At 69.2% G+C, this 21,035-nt stretch carries 18 protein-coding genes and 2 tRNA genes; 5 read left to right on the forward strand and 15 right to left on the reverse strand.

The genetic code is table 11. The features are described from left to right. Nucleotides 1-178: 178 nt before the first annotated feature. Nucleotides 179-838 (forward strand): pentapeptide repeat-containing protein, encoded by a 660-nt coding sequence (locus tag QNO11_RS07650; protein ID WP_257509669.1) that lies wholly within the window; start codon nt 179-181, stop codon nt 836-838. Between the two features lie 6 nt (nt 839-844). Here the strand turns inward: QNO11_RS07650 and QNO11_RS07655 are convergent, their stop codons facing one another. From QNO11_RS07655 to QNO11_RS07675, 5 genes are all read right to left on the reverse strand, one after another. Then, nucleotides 845-2,386, reverse strand: coding sequence for a dipeptide ABC transporter ATP-binding protein (locus tag QNO11_RS07655; protein ID WP_257509668.1), 1,542 nt, complete (start codon nt 2,384-2,386; stop codon nt 845-847). Beyond that, nucleotides 2,383-3,195 carry an ABC transporter permease gene (locus tag QNO11_RS07660; protein ID WP_257509667.1) on the reverse strand — a complete coding sequence of 271 codons (813 nt, stop codon included), beginning with the start codon at nt 3,193-3,195 and terminating at the stop codon, nt 2,383-2,385. Before QNO11_RS07660 ends, QNO11_RS07655 begins: the two co-directional genes overlap by 4 nt. Further along, a complete protein-coding gene (locus QNO11_RS07665) occupies nt 3,192-4,175 on the reverse strand; it encodes an ABC transporter permease (protein WP_257509666.1) in 984 nt (327 codons plus the stop codon). Before QNO11_RS07665 ends, QNO11_RS07660 begins: the two co-directional genes overlap by 4 nt. A gap of 28 nt (nt 4,176-4,203) precedes the next feature. Continuing rightward, entirely contained in the window at nt 4,204-5,805 is a 1,602-nt protein-coding gene (locus QNO11_RS07670; protein ID WP_257509665.1) for an ABC transporter substrate-binding protein, read from the reverse strand. Between the two features lie 193 nt (nt 5,806-5,998). Next, nucleotides 5,999-6,823 (reverse strand): endonuclease domain-containing protein, encoded by an 825-nt coding sequence (locus QNO11_RS07675; RefSeq protein ID WP_257509664.1) that lies wholly within the window; start codon nt 6,821-6,823, stop codon nt 5,999-6,001. A gap of 488 nt (nt 6,824-7,311) precedes the next feature. On the opposite strand from QNO11_RS07675, the gene valS reads away from it, so the two are divergent. The 3 genes from valS to QNO11_RS07690 are packed head-to-tail and all read left to right on the forward strand — an operon-like array spanning nt 7,312 to nt 12,251. Continuing rightward, nucleotides 7,312-9,885, forward strand: a complete 2,574-nt coding sequence (gene valS, locus QNO11_RS07680; protein WP_257509663.1) for a valine--tRNA ligase — start codon at nt 7,312-7,314, stop codon at nt 9,883-9,885. A 1-nt stretch (nt 9,886) separates the two neighbouring features. After that, complete coding sequence (locus QNO11_RS07685; protein ID WP_257509662.1) at nt 9,887-10,135, forward strand: hypothetical protein; 249 nt, start codon at nt 9,887-9,889, stop codon at nt 10,133-10,135. Between the two features lie 58 nt (nt 10,136-10,193). After that, entirely contained in the window at nt 10,194-12,251 is a 2,058-nt protein-coding gene (locus QNO11_RS07690; protein WP_257509661.1) for a M3 family metallopeptidase, read from the forward strand. Between the two features lie 39 nt (nt 12,252-12,290). On the opposite strand, the gene QNO11_RS07695 is transcribed toward QNO11_RS07690, so the two are convergent. From QNO11_RS07695 to QNO11_RS07740, 10 genes are all read right to left on the reverse strand, one after another. Next, the gene (locus QNO11_RS07695; RefSeq protein WP_257509660.1) at nt 12,291-12,902 is read right to left on the reverse strand and encodes a hypothetical protein; all 612 of its coding nucleotides are present in this window, start codon (nt 12,900-12,902) and stop codon (nt 12,291-12,293) included. A gap of 3 nt (nt 12,903-12,905) precedes the next feature. Beyond that, a complete protein-coding gene (locus QNO11_RS07700; RefSeq protein WP_257509659.1) occupies nt 12,906-13,196 on the reverse strand; it encodes a WXG100 family type VII secretion target in 291 nt (96 codons plus the stop codon). Beyond that, nucleotides 13,189-13,698: a hypothetical protein gene (locus tag QNO11_RS07705; protein ID WP_257509658.1), complete on the reverse strand. Its 510-nt coding sequence runs from the start codon at nt 13,696-13,698 to the stop codon at nt 13,189-13,191. The genes QNO11_RS07700 and QNO11_RS07705 overlap by 8 nt, the downstream gene beginning before the upstream one ends. Further along, nucleotides 13,698-14,894: a hypothetical protein gene (locus tag QNO11_RS07710; protein ID WP_257509657.1), complete on the reverse strand. Its 1,197-nt coding sequence runs from the start codon at nt 14,892-14,894 to the stop codon at nt 13,698-13,700. Before QNO11_RS07710 ends, QNO11_RS07705 begins: the two co-directional genes overlap by 1 nt. Before the next feature lie 138 nt (nt 14,895-15,032). Beyond that, nucleotides 15,033-16,151: an epoxide hydrolase family protein gene (locus QNO11_RS07715; protein ID WP_257509656.1), complete on the reverse strand. Its 1,119-nt coding sequence runs from the start codon at nt 16,149-16,151 to the stop codon at nt 15,033-15,035. 39 nt (nt 16,152-16,190) lie between these two features. Beyond that, a complete protein-coding gene (clpX, locus tag QNO11_RS07720; RefSeq protein WP_257509655.1) occupies nt 16,191-17,459 on the reverse strand; it encodes an ATP-dependent Clp protease ATP-binding subunit ClpX in 1,269 nt (422 codons plus the stop codon). Between the two features lie 156 nt (nt 17,460-17,615). Continuing rightward, on the reverse strand, nt 17,616-18,284 hold the full coding sequence (locus QNO11_RS07725; RefSeq protein WP_257509654.1) for an ATP-dependent Clp protease proteolytic subunit: 669 nt from the start codon (nt 18,282-18,284) through the stop codon (nt 17,616-17,618). 23 nt (nt 18,285-18,307) lie between these two features. Further along, the gene (locus QNO11_RS07730; protein ID WP_257509653.1) at nt 18,308-18,925 is read right to left on the reverse strand and encodes an ATP-dependent Clp protease proteolytic subunit; all 618 of its coding nucleotides are present in this window, start codon (nt 18,923-18,925) and stop codon (nt 18,308-18,310) included. Nucleotides 18,926-19,089: 164 nt separating this feature from the next. Further along, complete coding sequence (tig, locus tag QNO11_RS07735) at nt 19,090-20,688, reverse strand: trigger factor (protein WP_257509652.1); 1,599 nt, start codon at nt 20,686-20,688, stop codon at nt 19,090-19,092. Nucleotides 20,689-20,764: 76 nt separating this feature from the next. Continuing rightward, nucleotides 20,765-20,838, reverse strand: a tRNA-Pro gene (locus QNO11_RS07740). 117 nt (nt 20,839-20,955) lie between these two features. Between QNO11_RS07740 and QNO11_RS07745 the strand changes: the two genes are divergently transcribed. Beyond that, nucleotides 20,956-21,029 (forward strand) — tRNA-Gly (locus QNO11_RS07745). The last annotated feature ends 6 nt before the right edge of the window (nt 21,030-21,035 follow it).

The following is a 21,035-nucleotide window of genomic DNA, read 5'->3' on the forward strand; positions in this document are numbered from 1 at the left end:
GCCGCGGTACCACCCCGCTTTGATCCCGGTCTGCACCGTGGATCCACTCTCACTGCGGCGGTGACGGGCCTGCCCCGCTCGGTTCTACTGACGGTTTCCCGCGTTCTTCCGAGAGCTCCCCGGTGATAGCCGGATCGATGCTGATCGTCCGATTGTACGCGTCCGTAGGCTCTTGTGCATGCCGCCGCGTCCCACCCGCCCTGCCCCGCCTCGCTCCGCAGCCCCCGATCTGCCCGCACGCCTGTCCGCCACGACGACGATCGCACGCCGTGCGGACATCTCGCAGAGCCGCTTCGAGGCGCTTGCCGGCGAGGTGGATGCCGCACACGCGCGGCTGGTGGAATGCGTCTTCGCCCCGGCGTCGGTGGACCGTCTCGACCTGACCGGCGCGACGCTCATCGACGTCGAGATCGAGGACCTACGGGCCACGACCCTGGCCGCGGTGAGCGGCACCTGGCGCTCGGTGCGCATCACCGGCGGCCGGATCGGCACCCTCGACCTCTCGCGCGCCCAGCTGGACGCCGTGGAGATTCGCGGGGCCCGCATCGACTACCTCTCACTCGGGCAGGCCAGCGCCGCCGACATCCTCATCGCCGACTGCGTGCTGGGCACGATCGACATCCCGGCGGCACAGCTGGACCGGGTGCGGTTCGAGGGATGCCGCGCCGACGACGTCGATACGCGGGAATTGCGCGCGACCGATCTCGACCTCCGCGGGCTTGAGGTGCTGGGGTTCACCGATCTGCGGGCGCTGCGTGGCGTCACCCTCGCCCCGCACCAGGTGGCGGCGCTGGCGGAGTCGTTCGCTGCCGCTCTCGGCATCGACGTACGCGACTGACGGGCCTCACCGTCCTGCCGCGAGCAGCTCCCGCGTGAACGGATGCCGCGGCGTCGCGAAGACCTCCGCCACGGCCCCCGCCTCCACGACGACTCCGTCCTGCATGACCAGCACGTCGTCGGCGACGGCGGCGACGACGTCGAGGTCGTGCGAGACGAAGATCATCGTGAGGTGGCGTTCCTCCTGCAGGCGGCGCAACAGCGCGAGTACGCGCTCGCGCACCGTGGGATCCAGCGCCGACACCGGCTCGTCCAGCACCAGCACGTCGGGGTCGACGGCGAGCGCACGGGCGATCGCGGCGCGCTGACGCTGCCCGCCGGACAGTTCGGCGGGGCGGCGGCGCGCGAGCGCGGCATCCAATCCCACCTCCGCCAGCAGTGCGGTGGCCCCTGCCTGGCGAGCCGCCCGCGGCACCCCGCCCGCGGCGAGCGCCTCACGCAGCGACCGGCCCACGCTCCAGCGCGGATCGAAGGCGCCCAGTGGGTTCTGGTGCACGAGCTGCACGCGGCGGCGGAGGCCAGCCGCCTCGCGGCGCGACCACGGTACGCCGCCGATCTGCACCGTGCCGGCGTCGGGGCGCTCCACGCCGACGATCATGCGGGCCAGCGTCGTCTTTCCCGACCCTGATTCCCCCACCACGCCCAGCGTGCGCCCGCGGGCCAGGGTGAACGAGACGTCCTGCACCGCCGGCCGGTCGAACGCCTTCGATACTCCGTCCACGACGACCACGGGGTCGGCGGCGGCGACGTCGGCATCGTCGGCGGCGCGGGGCGCCCGCGGCACGTGCCGGGAGGCGGCCACGAGCTGCCGGGTGTAGGGATGCTGCGGGGCGTCGAGCACGTCGGCGGTCGCGCCCTCCTCCACGAACTCGCCGTCGCGCATCACCGCGACGCGGTCGGCGACCCGTCGCACCGCGGCGAAGTCGTGGCTGACGAACACGACGGCCGTGCCGCGGTCGGCGATGCTGCGCAGCAGCTCGAGCACGCGCGCCTGCACGGTGGCATCCAGCGCCGTGGTCGGCTCGTCGGCGATGAGCACGGCAGGGTCCCCCGCCAGCGCCGAGGCGATGAGCGCGCGCTGGCGGAGCCCTCCGGACAGCTCGTGCGGATGCTGACGCGCCCGGCGACCGGGTTCGGGTATCGCGACGTCGGTCAGCAGGGACTCGACGCGCGCGTGGCGGGCGGGGCGCGGCATCCGCGGGTCATGGATGAGTAAGGGCTCGGCGACCTCGGCGCCGATGCGCCGCAGCGGGTCGAGTGAGACCAGGGCGTCCTGCGACACCAGGGCGATGCGCGCACCGCGCAGCCGGCGCCAGCCGCCTTCGTCGAGGTCGCGGGCGTCGACGCCGTCGACGGTCAGCTCGTCGGCGGTGACGCGGGCGCCGTCGGGCGCGAGTCCCAGCAGGGCGCGTGCGGTGAGGGACTTGCCGGCGCCGGACTCCCCCACGATCGCGAGGCACTCACCCCGAGCGACCGACAGTGTGATGCCCTTGACGGGGGTCGCCTCTCCGAATGCGATGCGCAGGCCCGCTGCCTGCAGCGCGGTCACGAGCGCCGCCCGTCCGCGCGGGCGCGCAGCGTGCGGCCGACGACGGTCGCCGCGATGACGGTGAGGGTGATCGCGGCTCCGGGGAACACCGACACCCACCATGCCTGCCCGATCACGTTGCGGCCGCCGGAGAGCATGAGGCCCCATTCCGGGGTGGGTTCGGTGGGCCCGAGCCCCAGAAAGCTCAGGCCGGCGGCGGCGAGGATGCTGGAGCCGATGCCGATGGTGGCGAGCACGCTGAGCGATCCGATCACCCCCGGCGCGACGTGGCGGACGAACGCCAGCGGTCCTGGTACCCCCAGGATGCGGGCCGCCTCGACGTGCTCCGCGGCGCCGAGGCTGCGGGTCTGGGCGCGGGCCAGACGCACATACACCGGGACGGCGGCGATCGTGACGGCCAGCGCCACGTTGGCCGGTCCGGGTCCCAGCACCGCGACGACCACGAGTGCGATGAGGAACTCCGGGAAGGCCAGCAGCACGTCGGTCGCGCGCATCGCCACCGCGTCGACGACGCGGGGGGCGAGCCCCGACAGTGATCCGATGATCAGGCCGATGGCGAACGCGAGGGCGGTGGCGAGCAGACCGATGCCCACCGACCGCCCCGCCCCGTAGACGACACGGGCGAACACGTCGCGGCCGCTCTGGTCGGTGCCGAACAGGTGCTCGGCGTCGGGAGCGCGCAGCGCCTCACGCACGTCGGTCTGCAGCGGGTCCAGCGAAGTGAACCACTGCGGCGCGAAAGCGGCGGCGGCGACCACAGCCAGCACGGCGAGGGCCGCGCCGAGCAGCGCGCGCTGCGCGGGCTTCACGCTGGTACCCCGGTGCGCAGCGTGACCGACGGTGGCACGCGGCGCAGCCGCGGGTCGATCAGTGGGTAGGTCAGCTCCACGATGGTGTTGACGATCACGAACACCAGCGCGCTGATGAGGATGATGCCGGTGATCACGGGCAGGTCGCGGTCGGTGATCGCGGCGAGGGTCACCCGCCCCAGTCCCGGGCGGGCGAACACCGTCTCCACCAGCACCGCGCCGCCCAGCAGCGACCCCACCAGGTACGCCGCCAGGGTGACCGCCCCGGTCGCCCCGTGACGGAGCGTGTGGTGCACCGTGAGGCGGGTGGCCCCGGCGCCCCGAGCCCGGACGGTCGTGGCGAACGGCTGCCGCTCGGCCGCCTCGATCCCGTCCCGCAGCACCTGCCCGAGCAGCGCCGCCACCGGCAGCGCCAGCGTGATGGCGGGAAGCACCAGGGTGGCGGGGTTGCGCGACCCCGACACCGGGAACCAGCCCAGCCCGAACGCGAAGACGCTCAACAGCACCAGCCCGATCCAGAACACCGGGGAGCTCAGCACGACCAGTTCCACGCCGGCGGCGACCGTGCGAGCGGCCTTCCCCCGGGCGACGAGTGCCACGGTGAAGGCGATCACCACAGCGATCAGCAGTGCCAGCAGCGACAGCTGCACCGTCGCCCCCAGTTGCCGGCCGATCACCTCGGTCACCGGCATCCGCAGCTGGTAGGACTCGCCCAGATCGCCCTGCAGCAGCTGGCCGAGGTAGGCGAAGTACTGCTCCAGCGGGGGGCGATCCAGGCCCAGTTCGGCACGGATGCCGTCCTTCACCTCGTCGCTCACCTGCGCCTGCGGGCCGAGCATCACATCTACCGGGTCGCCGGGGATCACCCGGAACGCCAGGAAGGCCAGCGTGGCCGCACCCCACAGCACGAAGACGACGGATGCAGCGAGCGCGGCGGCGCGCACGGCGATCCGGCGTGCCGTCTGCGCCGCTGTGCTCATCGTGACCTCCGCGCCCGTGGGCGCTCGTTCACTCGACGGTCACGTCGTAGAACAGGGGGCATCCGTACAGATCGTAGGCCAGGCCGGAGATCGTCTCGCCGACGGCGGTGATGAACGCCGGGCTGTACAGCGGCACGATCGCGACGTGCTCGGCGTTCCACTGCTGCACCTGGCCGTAGGCCGCCGCACGCTCGTCGGCATCCGTCGTCGCCACCGCCGATTCCAGCAGCGCGTCCATCTCGGGGTCGCTCACCTGGGAGGCGTTCTGGAAGCCGTCGGTGTGCAGGTGGCTGCGCAGCAGGTCGGGGTCGATGCCGGAGAAGCCCCAGTCGGTGAGATCGAAGGTCTTCGGCTCGTACTGCTCGTTGTAGGCGCCGGGCTCCAGGACCTCGCGCACGACCTCGAAGCCGACGGCCTTCAGGTCCGACTGGATCGCGTTGGCCAGCGCGGTGCGGTCGTCGGGGACCGGGGTCCACGCGATCCACCGTGCGGAGAGGCGCTTGCCGTCCTTGACTCGGTAGCCCTCGGCGTCGGTCTCGGTCCAGCCGGCTTCGTCGAGCAGCGCGTTCGCGGCATCCGGATCGAACGGCCATGCCTCTTCGAGCGACGCGTCGTAGCCGGGAGTGGTGGAACCGAGGATGCTCCACGCGCGCGGGAACTGGCCGTAGAAGATCTCCTCGACGGCGGTGTCGATGTCGATCGCGCGGCTGAAAGCCTCGCGCACCCGCTCGTCGGCGAACACGCCGTACGCCTCGTTGAGGTAGAGCGAATAGGGCAGGCCCGGGTACTCCTTGGTGTCGACGGTCACGCCCTCGAGCTCCGCGGCGAGGTTCGGCGGCAGCTGGCTGGCGATGTCGGCCTCGCCGCTGTCGATGACGCCGGCGCGCACCGCCGCCTCGGGCAGGATCGACACGCGCAGCGTCTCGAACTGCGCGGCCTCCTGGCCTCCCGGACCCCACGCGTAGTCGTCGTTGCGGGAGTAGACGATCTCCTGATCGGCGACGTACTCCGTCAGCTCGAACGGACCGGTGCCCACCGTGATGCCGGGGCCGCCGGCCTTCAGCTGGTCGGCGGATTCGTCCAGTACGGCCGGTGAGTAAAAGCCGAGGTGCGCCGTGCTCGCCGCCTGCAGGAAGGGCGCGTAGGGCTGAGTGAAGTCGACCCGCACGGTGTGCTCGTCGACCACCTCGGTGCCGGCGTAGAACTCTGCGCCCATCATGCTGGCCGCCTGCGCCGATGCCGTCTCGGGGTCGACGATGCGGTCGAAGTTCGCCTTCACCGCGGCGGCGTCGAAGACCTCGCCATCGTGGAACGTGACGTCCTCACGCAGCTGGAACGTGTAGCTGGTGGCATCCTCTGCCACCTCCCATGACTCGGCCAGCCACGGCGAGAACGTGCCGTCGGCTTCCTGGAAGACCAGCGAATCGAGAACGGCGCGCTGCACGAGCGATGAGACGTCGAGCTGGCTGGTCTGCGGGTCCATGTGGCCCGCGGAGAGGTTCGCCCCTTCGATGGCCCAGACCACCTCGGAGCCCGCGGCCTCGTCGCCCGGAGCGGCGCAGGAGCTCAGGGCGAGGGCGGTCGCGACGGCGACGGCGGAAACGGGCAGCAAGCGGCGGAGAGAAGGCATGTGGGTCCTCGAGGGGTGCGGAGGGGGTGACATTCCACCGTAACCCCTTTTTGGACGGGGTGGATCTATCGGTCGAGGGTTGGTTTCGCGCCTGGCCGGGCCGTCGTCGCGGTTTGCCGGGCTGCGGAGATCTGCCCGGGTGCGGTCGTAGCCGCGGCATCCGCCCGCGTTCCGGCAGATCCCCGCGTTTCGGTCAACGCGCGAGGTGCAGGCCCTGCGCGACGGCGCGCTGGATCAGGTCCTGCACACGCGGCCAGTTTTCCACGACGTCGCGGTAGCCCACCCGGATCACGTGGTAGCCGAGCAGCATCAGCTCGGCATCGTGGGCGATGTCCGCTTCGCGCTGCGCTCCCACGTGGTGGCCACCGTCGATCTGCAGCACGAGCCGCTGTCCGATGAGGAAATCGACGCGATGCCCGGCGATCCACGCCTGCGGCACGATCGGCAGGTCCAGCCACCGCAGACGGGGCAGCACGAAGCTCTCCAGGCCGGAGTCGGCGAACGGGTTCGCCAGGGTCAGCAGCCGGCGCGCCCGACCACCGAGAGGTAGCCGCTCCAGCGCACCGCGCTCGACCGTGCGCCGACGCAGGGCCGATTCCCAGACGGCGAGCGCCTGCTCGAAGGGGACGCACGCGGCGACCAGAGCGAGTACGTTCTCCATCGGGTCGACGAGCGCATTCGGATGCCGCGGCAGCAGCGGCGCAGCCCAATGCACGTGCGCCTTCGTGACCCGGATGCCGCCGGCGTGCGGTTTCGCGGCGACGTGCGGGACCGGGTCGGACAGCACCCACAGGCCGAGCCGGCGTGCCTGGCTCACGCAGGTGAGAACAACGCCGTCGCGCGCGGCGGCGACGAGGAACGGGTCGGCATCCGGGGTGGCGACCCATACTCGCCGCACACGCACCAACTCGCCGGCGGCAACGGCCAGCGCGATGCGGTACTTGCTGAACCCGGCGGCGTTCAGCGACGTACAACGGGCAACTCCGCCGAGGGCGATGACGGTGGTGATGAGCTCCATCGGGACAGTGTGGCCACCCGCGGAACTTCCTCGAGGGGCGGCGGGGCCGAGATCGGGACGGCGCGCCGCGATTGGAGCCTGGGGAGGAGACGCCAGGCAAGGAGATCCGCCCGGGCGCGGTCGCGTTCGCGGCATCCGTCCGCGTTCCGGCAGATCCCCGCATTTCGGCAGATCCCCGCATCGCGGCAACCGCGTTTGCCCAGGCAAGGAGATCTGCCCGGGCGCGGTCGATGTCGCGGCATCCGTCCGCATTCCGGCAGATCCCCGCATTTCGGCAACTCGAGGTGACCACCCGCCCGCGAGTTTGCCGGGCTGCGGAGATCTGCCCGGGCGCGGTCCAAGCCGCGGCATCCGCCCGCGTTCCGGCAGATCCCCTCACCCGGGCTAGTCAACGCATGCGCAACTCCGGCACCACGGCCCCGGTAAACTGGGCGACAGTCCACACTCAGGCACGCTCACACAGTGCCGCACATATCGAGGAGTACCCCGTGCCGCAGATCCCCGAAAAGCCCGCGCTGGAAGGCCTCGAGCAGAAGTGGGATGCCGCGTGGAGCGACCGCGGCACGTACCTCTTCGACCGTGACGCGGCCAAGGCCAAGGGCCGCGCCGGGGTCTACTCGGTCGACACTCCCCCGCCGACGGCATCGGGGAGCCTGCACATCGGGCACGTCTTCTCCTTCACGCACACCGACGTGAAGGTGCGTTACGAGCGCATGCGCGGCAAGACCGTGTTCTACCCGATGGGCTGGGACGACAACGGCCTTCCCACCGAGCGCCGGGTGCAGAACTACTACGGCGTGCGCTGCGACCCGTCGCTCGCGTACGACGCCGACTTCACGCCGCCGTTCGAGGGCGGCGACAACAAGAGCAGCAAGGCCGCCGACCAGGTGCCCATCAGCCGCCGCAACTTCATCGAGCTGTGCGAACGCCTCACCGTCGAGGACGAGAAGCACTTCGAGGCGCTGTTCCGCCAGCTCGGGCTGAGCGTGGACTGGACGCAGACCTACCGCACCATCTCGGACGACACGATCCGCACCAGCCAGCTGGCGTTCCTGCGCAACATCGAGCGCGGCGAGGCGTACCAGGCGCTCGCGCCCACGCTGTGGGACATCGACTTCCGCTCCGCCATCGCGCAGGCCGAGCTCGAAGACCGCGACCAGCCCGCCGCGTACCACCGCGTCGCATTCCACCGCACCGACGGCAACGGCGACATCCACATCGAGACCACGCGCCCCGAGCTCCTCGCCGCCTGCGTCGCCCTCGTCGCGCATCCCGACGACGAGCGCTACCAGCCGCTGTTCGGCACCACGGTGCGCAGCCCGCTGTTCGATGTCGAGGTTCCGGTACTCGCGCACTCCCTCGCGCAGAAGGACAAGGGATCGGGCATCGCCATGATCTGCACCTTCGGCGACGTCACCGACATCATCTGGTGGCGGGAGCTGGACCTGCCCAACCGCACGATCCTCGGCAAGGACGGTCGCATCGTCGCCGACGCTCCCGATGTGATCGTGACGGATGCCGCACGCTCGGCGTACGCCGAGATCGCCGGCAAGACGGTATTCAGCGCCAAGAAGCGCATCGTCGAACTGCTGCAGGAATCCGGCGAGCTCATCGGCGACCCGAAGCCCTTCACCCACCCGGTGAAGTTCTACGAGAAGGGCGACCGACCGCTGGAGATCGTCTCCACGCGCCAGTGGTACATCCGCAACGGCGCGCGCGACGCGGCCCTGCGCGAGAAGCTCATCGAGCTGGGCGCCGGCATGTCGTGGCATCCGGACTTCATGCGCGTGCGCTACGAGAACTGGACCAACGGCCTCACCGGCGACTGGCTCGTCTCGCGCCAGCGGTTCTTCGGCGTGCCGATCCCGGTCTGGTACGCCCTGGACGAGGACGGGGAGCGCGATTACAGCCGCGTGCTCACGCCCGACCTGGCGAGCCTGCCCGTTGACCCCACCAGCGACGTTCCCCCGGGCTACACCGAGGACCAGCGCGGCGTTCCGGGCGGCTTCGACGCCGAGAAGGACATCTTCGACACCTGGGCGACCTCGTCGCTCACCCCGCAACTGGCCGGCGGCTGGGAGCGCGACCCCGAGCTGTGGGATCTCGTCGCCCCGTTCGACATGCGCCCGCAGGGCCAGGACATCATCCGCACCTGGCTGTTCTCCACCATGCTGCGCAGCGCCCTGGAAGACGGCCGCGCGCCGTGGACGGATGCCGCGATCTCCGGCTTCATCGTCGATCCCGACCGCAAGAAGATGTCGAAGTCCAAGGGCAACGTCGTCACGCCCGCCGACATCCTCGCCCAGCACGGGACGGATGCCGTTCGGTACTGGTCGGCGTCGAGCCGGCTGGGCGCGGATGCCGCGTTCGACCCGCAGAACCCCACTCAGGTCAAGATCGGCCGGCGCCTGGCGATCAAGGTTCTCAACGCCGCCAAGTTCGTGCTTTCGTTCCCGGTGCCCGAGGGCGCCGAGGTGACCCACGCGCTGGACGCGTCGATGCTCGCGACCCTGGACGGCGTCGTGCGCGAGGCGACGAAGGCATACGAGGCGTATGACCACGCCCGCGCGCTCGAAGTGACCGAGGCGTTCTTCTGGACGTTCTGCGACGACTACCTCGAGCTGGTCAAGGAACGCGCCTACAACCAGGCCGATGTGGGGCAGCCCTCCGCTGCGCTGGCGCTGCGCCTGGCGCTGTCGACGCTGCTGCGGTTGCTCGCGCCGGTGCTGGCCTTCGCGACCGAAGAGGCCTGGTCGTGGTTCGAGGAAGGGTCGGTGCACACTGCGCCGTGGCCCGAGCCGCTCGGCATCGAGGGCGACCCGGCGGTGCTTCGCATCGTCGGCGAAGCGCTCATCAGCATCCGTCGCGCCAAGACGGAGGCTAAGGCATCGCAGAAGACCCACGTGCAGAGCGCGACGATTGCCGCGACCGCGGCGGCCACCGCTGCCCTGCGCCTGGCGGAAGGCGACCTCAAGGCCGTCGGCCGCATCGCCGAGATCGTGTATCAGGAGGCCGAGTCCACCTCGGTGCTCGACATCGTGCTTGCCCCGCAGGAGGTGTGACGTGCAGTTAGGAACCCGCTGGACCTCAGGAGACGAACCGCCCGCCGCGGTGCCGGACGTGCTGCGTGAGCAGATCCGCGCGGTCGACCGGGCGATGCCCGGCGACGAACTCGGTCAGCCTCGCCCCCGTTGGACGCTTACCTGGCTCGAGCGCCGGCCCATCGCCGAGCTCGACACCGGTGTGACCGTGACGCTCGATGCTCACGGCAACGCCGTGGTCGGGCACGACCCGGACGACGACTTCGCCTGACGCGCGCCAGCGGCGCGGGTGCGCGGGTCATCGCTCGGCGCGCCAATAGGCTGATGCGATGACGGATGCCGCGACGAACCCTCTGCTGATGGCAAGCGAGCTGCCCTACGGGCTGCCCGACTACCGCGAGATCCGGGCGGAGCATTACCTCCCCGCGTTCGACGTGGCCTTCGCGCAGCAGCGCGCCGAGGTGGCCGTCATCACCGGGCAGAGCGATGAGCCGACCTTCGAGAACACCCTGGAGGCGCTGGAACGCTCCGGCGATCTGCTCGGACGAGTCGCGCGGACCTTCTACACGGTGTCATCGGCGGATGCCACGCCCGAGATCCAGGCAGTCGAAGAAACGCTCGCCCCGCTGATGTCTGCCCACCAGGACGCCATCGGACTCGACAGCGAGCTGTATTCCCGCATCGAGAACCTGCATCAGCGTCGTGCCGAACTGGAGTTGACCGCCGAGCAGCGCTATCTCCTGGAGCGCCGCTTCACCGAGATGACCCATGCCGGGGCGGGACTGTCCGACGACGCGAAGGAGCGGTTGACCGCACTCAACCAGCGACTGTCGATCCTCACCACGACGTTCGAGAAGAACCTCCTCGCCGACACCAACGACCTCGCCGTCGTCTTCGACGATGCCGCCGAACTCGACGGACTGACCGAGGGCGAGCTTTCCGCGGCAGCGCAAGCGGCCGCCGATCGCGGCCTCGACGGGCAGTACGTCATCGCACTCACCCTGTTCACGGGGCATCCGTACCTCTCCTCGCTGACGAACCGTCAGTCGCGTCGCCGGCTGCTGGAGGCATCCCGCTCGCGTGGCTCGCGCGGCAACGAGCACGACAACCGCGACGTGCTGCGCGAGATCGTGCGGTTGCGCGCACAGCGCGCCGAGCTGCTGGGCTACGACAGCCACGCCGCCTACATCACCTCCGATGAGACGGCCCGCTCCCCCGAAGCCGTCCGCGACCTACTCTTCCGCCTGGCCGAGCCCGCCGCCCGCAACGCGGCGCGCGAGCGCGCGGCGCTGCAGGAGATCATCGACGGGAGCCCCGACGCGTTCGCGCTCGAGGCGCACGACTGGGCGTTCTACACCGAGCAGGTGCGCCAAGCGCGTTACGACCTGGATCGCGCCGCGCTGCGACCCTGGTTCGAGGCGGAGCGGGTGCTGCGCGACGGCGTCTTCTACGCTGCTACGGCGCTCTATGGCATCACGTTCACCGAGCGCACCGACTTGCCGGCCTATCACCGCGACGCCCGGGTGTTCGAGATCCACAACGCCGACAGTTCGCCGCTCGGGCTCTACGTGCTGGACCTGTATACGCGCGACACCAAGCGCGGCGGGGCGTGGATGAACTCGATCGTGTCCCAGTCCCGCCTGCGTGGCACTGCGCCGGTCGTCGTGAACAACCTCAACGTGCCGCGTCCCGCCCCCGGGCAGCCCACGCTGCTGACCCTCGACCAGGTGACAACGCTCTTCCACGAGTTCGGCCATGCCCTGCATGGCCTGTTCGCCACGGTCACCTACCCGAGTTTCGCCGGCACGAACGTGTACCGGGACTTCGTAGAGTTCCCCAGCCAGGTCAACGAGATGTGGATCTACTGGCCGGAGGTGCTGGCCAACTACGCCCGCCACATCGACACCGGCGAGCCGCTGCCGGCCGAGGTCGTCGACAAGCTGGCGGCATCCGAAGTCTTCAACCAGGGCTTCGCGACGAGCGAGTATCTGGCTGCGGCGTGGCTCGACCAGGCGTGGCATCGCCTGGGCGCGGCCGGGGCGGCTGAGGTGAGCGACGTGGGCGGTTTCGAAGCTGCCGCCCTCGCCGAGATCGGCCTGGACAACGCCGTGGTGCCGCCGCGTTACTCCTCGACCTACTTCGCGCATGTCTTCTCCGGCGGCTATAGCGCCGGCTACTACTCGTACATCTGGAGCGAGGTGCTCGACGCCGACACGGTCGAGTGGTTCGAGCACAACGGCGGCCTCACGCGGGCGAACGGCGACCGGTTCCGCCAGCGCCTGCTGGGCGTGGGCGGCTCGAAGGATCCGTTGGAGGCCTACCGCGATTTCCGCGGCCGGGATGCCGAGATCGAACCACTGCTGGAGCGCCGCGGCTTGAACGACTGACCGGGGACGACACCCGCCGGTGTCGTCACCGGCGGGTGCTCAGCGCCACCCCAGTAGGTCACGCACGACAGCCTGCGACGCCGGGGACCCGTCGTTCTTGATCCCCCGCATGCGCTCGAAGGAGACCAGCGTTCCGGCACCCGAGAAATGGTCATTCAGCACCGCGAGGGTCGTGCGGATCAGCGGCCCGGCGTCGTTCCCGCCGGGGCCACCGCGAGTCGAGGCGTGGGGGAAGATGACCAGTTCCGCGCCGGCCGGCGTCGCCCGCGCAGACGCCACGACGAGCGTCGGGGTCGCGCCGCGCCAGAACCGCCGGAAGAACTCCAGCCCGGTGTCCTCCACGGCCCAGGCGATGAGTCCGCGTCTGCGCGATCGCTTGATGTCACCCAGACGCAGATCCTGGGCCAGCCACTCCGACCCCGATTCGGTCAGCAGCCGCTGGAACGTGTCGTCACCCAGCGCGAACCCGACCGCCTGAAGCTGCGCGACGGCGACCTCCATGACGGTCCCCGGATCGGTCCGCACGACGAACCTCCCGCCGCCGGAGGTGAACCCGTGCCGACCGATCGGAGCGATGCGCATCTCCTCGCCGGCACCGGCCGTGTTGATGTTGCGGCGCGTCACGGGCTCGAAAGCGCGTTCGTCGGGCATCCGCTACAGCCCCCAGGCTTTGCCGACCGCTTCGTCCGCCTCACGGTAAGCGGTCGCAGCAGTGTGCGCCGCCTCCGCAGCTGCGTGTGCGACGCCGGCGAGTGCCTGCACCTTCTGCAACCACTCATCCTGCGCAACGCTGTACGCGTTCGCCGCCTCGCCGACCCATGCGCCGAGCAGCTGTTGCTTCGCGCCGCGCAGCGTTGACAGCTGGCCCTCGATGCCCGATGCGCTCGCGTCCACGGACGCCGACAGCGACTCGACGCTCGCCGGCGTGACCGACAGATCAGACATTCTCCTGCCCCTCCCGGCGCCCCATGGCGTTCAGCGCGTCCTGAATCCGTGCGGCAGCCTGCTCGAAGCGTGCGCGCGAGTCGCGCAACGTCTGCGCGAAGACCACGTCGGGTGCAGGAGGCGCTGAGTCACCCTCGTCGCGCTCCTCGGCGGACCAGGACTCACGCAACTCCTCCAGATTGCGTCTGGCAACAGCGCGCAGACGCTCCGCCTCGGGCGAGGCATCCTCCCCGGAGAACACGGCCTTCAGCGTCGTCCGGCCGAGGTCGATACGCCCCTGGACGACGCGCCAGTCGGGGCCGAGCGCTCCTGAGCGGGCCTGCTCGGCATGTTCCTCGTCCGACTCAGCGCCTGTGGCGTCAGCTTGGGCATCCCGCGCGGCCAGCTCAGCGTCCGCTTCGCGCAGCAGTTGTGCGAACTGGTCAGCCATGTCCTGGAAATCTCCGCGCAGCTCGGGGAGGTCGTCCCGCGTCACATCGGGTTCCTGGCGATCCGTCGTCATCACGCCCTCGCCATCGCGCCGCGGGCCAGGCCCTCATACAGATCGGCCATGCGCATCGCGTTGTCCACGATGGCGCCGATGCTGCTCACCATGCCGGAGGCCAGGTCGTAGATGCGGTTGATCCATTTGTATGCCCACTGCGCGTCCTTGATCAGCTCGTGCACCGTGAGACCCGCGTCTGCGACGGCGGCGATCCACCCTACGACCGGAATGGAGGCTTTTGCGGCGATCCTGAGAAGCTTCTCGCTGAGTTCCTCCAGCTTCGCGAGGATCTTCCCCACTGCCTGCTTGCAGAGCAGGATGAGCACCTTGATCGCCGACGCGACGGTGCCCGCCGGGCCAGCTGCTGCGGTGTGGGCCTGAGAGATGACCGCGGCCGCGGCGGCGAAAGCCTCCGATCCCCTGCCCGTCCAACTCGCCATCGGCGGCAGCAGCCCCATCGCGTTGCGACCGACCGCGGTCATGGCGTCGCCGGTGTGCGTCCACGCGATCTGCGCCTCCCGCATCCGCTCCCAGTCGCCGGAGAAGGGTTTGGTGACCTCTTCGAGGAGGGAATATCCGACGAGCTTCTCGAAGACCCAGTCCACGCTGCCGAAGATCGGACCCGCCTTCCAGCGGATGCTCTCGATCTCGGGATCCTCGCCCCGAGGCGTCGGCAGGAACGAGCGCACGTCGACGGCCTCGGTCACGCTGCGTGACCGCGACCGCGCGTCCTTGGCCCGACCGGCCACGTCGTCCCTTGTCCCCAACGCCCACTCCCCGGCGGAATAGCCGTCCCCGAAGGCCTGGTTGAACACATTGCCGTCGGGCTCGTCGTAACGCGACGGCGCCGCCGTCTGCGGTGCGCCCAGCGTCGGTGCGTTCGGCGGGGCATAGGGGGCACTGTCACCGCCGAGCATCCCGATCACCTGCGCGGTCGCCTCGTGGGCGGTGCGCTCGGCATCGACATACGTCCTGACCGTCTGCTCCATCCGCGCGGTGCCTTCGTTGAACGCCAGCGAGGAGAATGCCGTCGCCTTCTTGCCGGCATCCACCATCGCATCGCTGATGGGCTGGACCAGCTGCAGGATGAGCCCGAGTTCGCCGGCGTTCAAGCGGGCGTAGGTCTCCAGGTGCGTGCCGATCGCATCGGCATGGCCCCGTTGGCGTTCCAGCACCTGGCCGGCCAGTTGAAGTTGTGTGAAGTCGATATCCACGGTCTCCCCATCGAGTCAGTCGTGGCCCGACTGTAGCGGATTGAGCAGACCCTCAGGCGCTTTTGCGCGTGGCGATTTTGTATTGTCGCATTGTGCGAATTTGCATTTCGTGCACGCCTCTACACGCCGGCCGGCCGATCAGAGCATGCCGAGGCTCCGGGAGAAGGCGCGCACCCGGTCTGCCATGATTGCTGGGATCTCGGCAACAGCGAAATGCCCGCCCTCGGTGAGACGCTCGAAGGTGCGCAGGTCCAGGTAGAACCGCAGCGCGAGGGACTCCGGATAATCGCCCTCGTGGCGCTGGATGTGCACCGACGCGGGTACCGTGACCGGCGGCATCGGTTCGGGCTGGTCGGCACCCTCATAGTAGGGACGGAACGACGTGCCGATGCTCTGGGTCGCCCAGTAGATCATCGCCTCGGTGAGGATGCGTTCGCGCGAGATGCGCAGTTCCACCGCGTGCGGATCGCCCGCCGAGGTGTCGCTCCACTCCACGAGCTTCTCGGTGAGCCACGCCAGCAGACCCGCGGGCGAGTCGTTCAGCGCGACCGCGAGGGTATCGGGTCGCGTCGCCTGCACGTGCCCGTAGGCGCCGTCGGTGCCGTGAGCGGCGGCGAGTTCCGCGAAGAACGCGGTCTCGGAGGCATCCGTCAGCTGTTCGCGCTCGTGCTGCGAAGGGAAATGCGCGTGCGTCACGAGCACGCCCGCGACCGCCTTGGGGCGGGTGGCGGCCAGCAGATCGTTGACGTTGGCGGAGACGTCCTCGCCATAGGTCAGGTAACGGGAGTAACCCAGCACCTCGGTCATGAGGGCGTGCATCGTGTCGGCCAGGCGCCGTTCGGTGATCGGACCGTCGCGGTAGGGCGGGGAGAACGCGAACCCGGGGAAGCTCGGCACGACGACGTGGAAATCGGGAAGCAGGTCGGTGAAGTCCAGCTGCAGGGCGAAGGTGTGCGGCCAGCCGTGCATCACCAGCAGCACGGGTGCGTCGTCGCGTGCCGATCGTCGGTGCACGAAGTGCACGGTCGCGTCGCCGATGTCGACCAGGAACTGGGGATGGGAATTGAGCCACTGCTCGCGCGAGCGCCAGTCGAAATCGCGCCATGCGGCGACGAGCTCAGCCAGGTAGTCGGCAGCCATCCCCGAGGCGGGGCGGCGTGGCGAGTCGGGCAGCAAGCGCGCGGTGGCGAGACGGTGGCGCAGATCGTCGAGCAGCTCGTCCGATGCGCGGAACGAGAAGGCTTGCGGTTGCGTCATGGCCGCGACGGTAGCGCGGGCCGCCGACACGGCAGGGGGTCAGGCGCTCTTGCGCTTCTGCCGCAGCACGAGCGTCGGAGTGCTGCCCTCCTCGACCGAGGTGCGCGTGATGATCACCTTGTCGACGTCTTCCGTGGACGGGATCTCGAACATGATCGGCCCGAGCACGTCTTCGAGGATCGCCCGCAGCCCGCGCGCGCCGGTCTTGCGGAGCACCGCGAGGTCGGCGATCGCGCGCAGCGCGTCTTCCTCGAACTCCAGCTGCACGCCGTCGAGCTCGAACATGCGCTGGTACTGCTTGACGAGGGCGTTTCGCGGCTCGGTGAGGATCTCCATGAGCGCGTCCTGGTCAAGCGGGGCGACGGATGCCACGACCGGCAGGCGACCGATGAACTCCGGGATCAGGCCGAACTTGTGCAGGTCCTCCGGGAGCACCTCGCTGAACAGGTTGATGTTCTCGCCCTTGTCGTACAGGCGTGCGCCGAAGCCGACACCGTGTTTGCCGACGCGAGAGGAGATGATCTCTTCCAGCCCGGCGAACGCGCCGGCCACGATGAACAGCACGTTCGTCGTATCGATCTGGATGAACTCCTGGTGCGGGTGTTTGCGACCGCCCTGCGGTGGTACCGAGGCGACCGTGCCTTCGAGGATCTTCAGCAGCGCCTGCTGCACGCCCTCGCCCGACACGTCGCGCGTGATCGACGGGTTCTCGGCCTTGCGGGCGATCTTGTCGACCTCATCGATGTAGATGATGCCGGTCTCGGCACGCTTGGTGTCGAAGTCGGCGGCCTGCAGCAGCTTCAGCAGAATGTTCTCGACGTCTTCACCGACGTAGCCTGCTTCGGTCAGCGCCGTGGCATCCGCTACTGCGAACGGCACGTTCAGTCGCTTCGCGAGCGTCTGAGCCAGGTAGGTCTTGCCGCACCCGGTGGGGCCGAGCAGCAGGATGTTGCTCTTGGCGATGTCGATGTCGTCGGCGCGCTGCTCTGCGGGCTGAAGGGTGGCGTGCGCACGGATGCGCTTGTAGTGGTTGTAGACCGCGACGGACAGGGCGCGCTTGGCGGGCTCCTGGCCGACGACGTACTCCTCGAGGAACGAGAAGATCTCGCGGGGCTTGGGCAGGTCGAAGTCGGCGACTTCGCCGGTGCCGGACTCGGCCATGCGCTCTTCGATGATCTCGTTGCACAGCTCGACGCACTCGTCGCAGATGTACACGCCCGGTCCCGCGATCAGCTGCTGGACCTGCTTCTGGCTCTTGCCACAGAAGGAGCACTTGAACAGGTCGGCGCTTTCACCGATGCGAGCCATCAGGCTCCTCCTCACTGCCCCCAGTCGGGCGCCCTCCGAGCCTAACTGCTGCCCACGACATAGGGCCGCATTTGCGGCGTCTCATCTGGGTCACGAGTGCCCCACGAACGACGAAGCCCCGCCCATCGAGGGGCGGGGCTTCGCGGCATCCGGGTGTCAGCTGGTGATCGCCTGGGGCTGACGCTTACGCGTGGTCAGCACCTGGTCGACGAGACCGTACTCGAGCGCCTCGACGGACGAGAGGATCTTGTCGCGGTCGATGTCCTTGTTGACCTGCTCCTGCGAGCGGTTGGAGTGCTTCGCGAGCGTCTCCTCGAGCCACGTGCGCATACGCAGGATCTCGGCCGCCTGGATTTCGATGTCCGATGCCTGCCCGTGACCGGCCTCGCCGACGGCGGGCTGGTGGATCAGGATGCGGGCGTTGGGCAGCGCCAGACGCTTGCCGGGAGCACCGGCCGCCAGCAGCACGGCGGCAGCCGAAGCGGCCTGGCCGAGCACGACGGTGGAGATCTGCGGCGACACGTACTGCATCGTGTCGTAGATCGCCGTCATCGCGGTGAACGAGCCACCGGGCGAGTTGATGTACATGATGATGTCGCGGTCGGGGTCCTGGGACTCCAGCACGAGCAGCTGCGCCATGACGTCATCGGCCGATGCGTCGTCGACCTGCACGCCCAGGAAGATCACGCGGTCTTCGAAGAGCTTGTTGTACGGGTCCTGGCGCTTGTAGCCGTAGGCCGTGCGTTCCTCGAACTGCGGGAGGATGTAACGGCTGTTCGGCATCTGAAGGCCCTGAGGGGCGCCGCCGAAGGTGGGGGTGTGCATTCTCTGTGTCTCCTCCGGTGGTCTCAGTTGGCGGTTTCGTCGCCGACGGTGACGCCGTCGACGGCTGTTCCGCCGCCGCCGGTCACATCAGCGGCGTGCTCACGGATGTGGTCGACGAAGCCGTACTCGAGGGCCTCGTCCGCGGTGAACCAGCGGTCGCGGTCACCGTCGATGTTGATCTGCTCGACCGTCTTGCCGGTCTGGGCAGCCGTGATCTCGGCGAGGCGCTTCTTCATCGACAGGATCAGCTGAGCCTGCGTCTGGATGTCGCTGGCGGTGCCGCCGAATCCACCGTGCGGCTGGTGCAGCAGCACGCGGGCGTTGGGCGTGATGTACCGCTTGCCCTTCGTTCCGCTGGTCAGCAGCAGCTGGCCCATGGAGGCGGCCATGCCGATGCCGACGGTGACGATGTCGTTCGGGACGAACTGCATCGTGTCGTAGATCGCCATGCCGGCCGTGATGGAGCCGCCGGGCGAGTTGATGTAGAGGTAGATGTCCTTTTCGGAGTCCTCCGCTGCCAGCAGCAGGATCTTGGCGCAGATCTCGTTTGCGTTGTCGTCACGCACCTCCGACCCGAGCCAGATGATGCGGTCCTTCAGCAGCCTGTCGAAGACGCTGGTCGCGACAAGGGGTTCGGCCATGTTCACTCCTGTTTCCGTGGTCCGTCGCAACGAATCTACCGGCGCCCCGAGGGCGACCCGCCCGTGTTCGCCCTGGGCAGAGTGCCGGATGCCGCTGCGGATGAGACGCCGACGGGGCGGATGCCGCAGCACCCGCCCCGTCGGCGTCGTCGATTCGACTCGACTTACTTGTCGTCCGCTGCCTTCTTGGCGGCAGGCTTGCGGGCGGCGGGCTTCTTCGCGGGAGCCGCGTCGGCGGCATCCTTCGCGTCGGCGGCCTTCTTCGCAGCCGGCTTCTTGGCGGCCGGCTTCTTGGCGGGAGCCTTCTCGGCGGGCGCCTCATCGGCGGCGGCCTCGGCGGCCGGGGCCTTCTTGGCGGGAGCCTTCTTGGCGGTGGCCTTCTTCGCCGGCTTCTCCTCGGCCTCGATCACGGCGTCGGCGTCAGCCGCGGCATCCGCGATCTCCTGGGCCTCTTCCACGACGTCTTCCTCAGCGGCGGGCTCGTCCTCGAGGGCGATGAAGCCACTCAGGTCGACCGGCTTGCCGGCGGTGTCGACGACCGTGACCTTGCCCAGCGCGAGGGCCAGAGCCTTGTTGCGGCCGACCTCACCGATCATCGCGGGGAGCTGGTTGCCCTGCTGCAGCGCGTTGACGAACTCCTGCGGAGCCATGTTGTACTGGGCGGCCGACTGGATGAGGTACTGGGTGAGCTCGTCCTGCGAGACCTGAACCTTGAACTCTTCGGCGATCTTGTCCAGCACCATCTGGGTGCGGAACTGCTTCTTGCTCGCCTCGGTGACCTCGGCGCGGTGCTCGTCGTCCTCGAGGCGGCCTTCGCCTTCAAGGTGCGTGTGCACCTCGTCCTCGACCAGCTGCTCGGGAACGGGGATGTCGGTCAGCTCGATGAGCTTCTCGACGAGCTTGTCACGAGCGGCGGATGCCTGCGCGAAGCCGGACTGCTCGGACACGCGCTCGGCCAGGCTGGCACGCAGCTCGGCGATGGTGTCGAACTCGCTGGCGATCTGCGCGAAGTCGTCGTCGGCGTCGGGAAGCTCGCGCTCCTTGACGGCGACGACCGTGACGGCCACCTCGGCCTCGGAACCGGCGTGGTCGCCGCCCACGAGCTTGGAGCGGAACGTCGTGTCCTCACCGGCGGTGAGGGATTCGATGGCCTCGTCGGTGCCCTCGAGCAGCTCGCCCGAACCCACTTCGTAGGACACGCCCTCGGCGCGGTCGATCTCGGCGCCGTCGATCGTGGCGACGAGGTTCAGCTCGACGAAGTCGCCGGTCTTGGCGGGGCGGTCAACCGTCACCAGCGTGCCGAAGCGGCTCCGCAGGCGGTCGAGCTCGGCGTCGACGGCAGCTTCATCGGTCTCGACGGCGTCGACCTCGATGGTCAGGCCCTCGTAGGCGGGAAGCTCGAACTCGGGGCGGACGTCCACCTCGACCTCGACGACGAGGTCACCGGAGAAGTCCTTGTCGCTGGGCCACTCGATGACCTCGGCGGCGGGACGGCCGACGACGCGAACCTCGGTCTCCTTGACGGCGTCGCGGTAGAACCCGTCGAGGCCCTCGCTGACGGCGTGCTCGATGACGGCGCCCTTACCGACACGCTGGTCGATGATCGGCGCGGGCACCTTGCCCTTGCGGAAACCGGGGATCTGGATGTCCTGGGCGATGTGCTCGTACGCGTGAGCGATAGCGGGCTTCAGTTCGTCCGGGGTGACCGTGATGTGGAGCTTGACCCGGGTCGGGGTGAGCTTCTCGACGGTGGCGTTGACCATGCCTGTTGCTTCTCCTTGGGTGATCCGCGCAGACGCGCGGAGGCGGAAAGTCTGGATGTCTGGGAAGTCGTTTTCGTCGGGGCGACAGGATTTGAACCTGCGGCCTCCCGCTCCCAAAGCGGGCGCTCTACCAAGCTGAGCTACGCCCCGGGTTGTGCACACGCACGCGTGCGCCGAAACGACCCCGGGAAGTCTAGCCGACCGCACCGTGTCCGCGCTGTGCGCGCAGTTCGTCTAGACTTGCGGAGGCCGCGGCTCGACCGCTGCGGGGATGTAGCTCAATGGTAGAGCCTCAGTCTTCCAAACTGATGGTGCGGGTTCGATTCCCGTCATCCCCTCCACTGCCC

The sequence above is a fragment of the Microbacterium sp. zg-B96 genome, assembly GCF_030246865.1.
Taxonomy (GTDB): domain Bacteria; phylum Actinomycetota; class Actinomycetes; order Actinomycetales; family Microbacteriaceae; genus Microbacterium.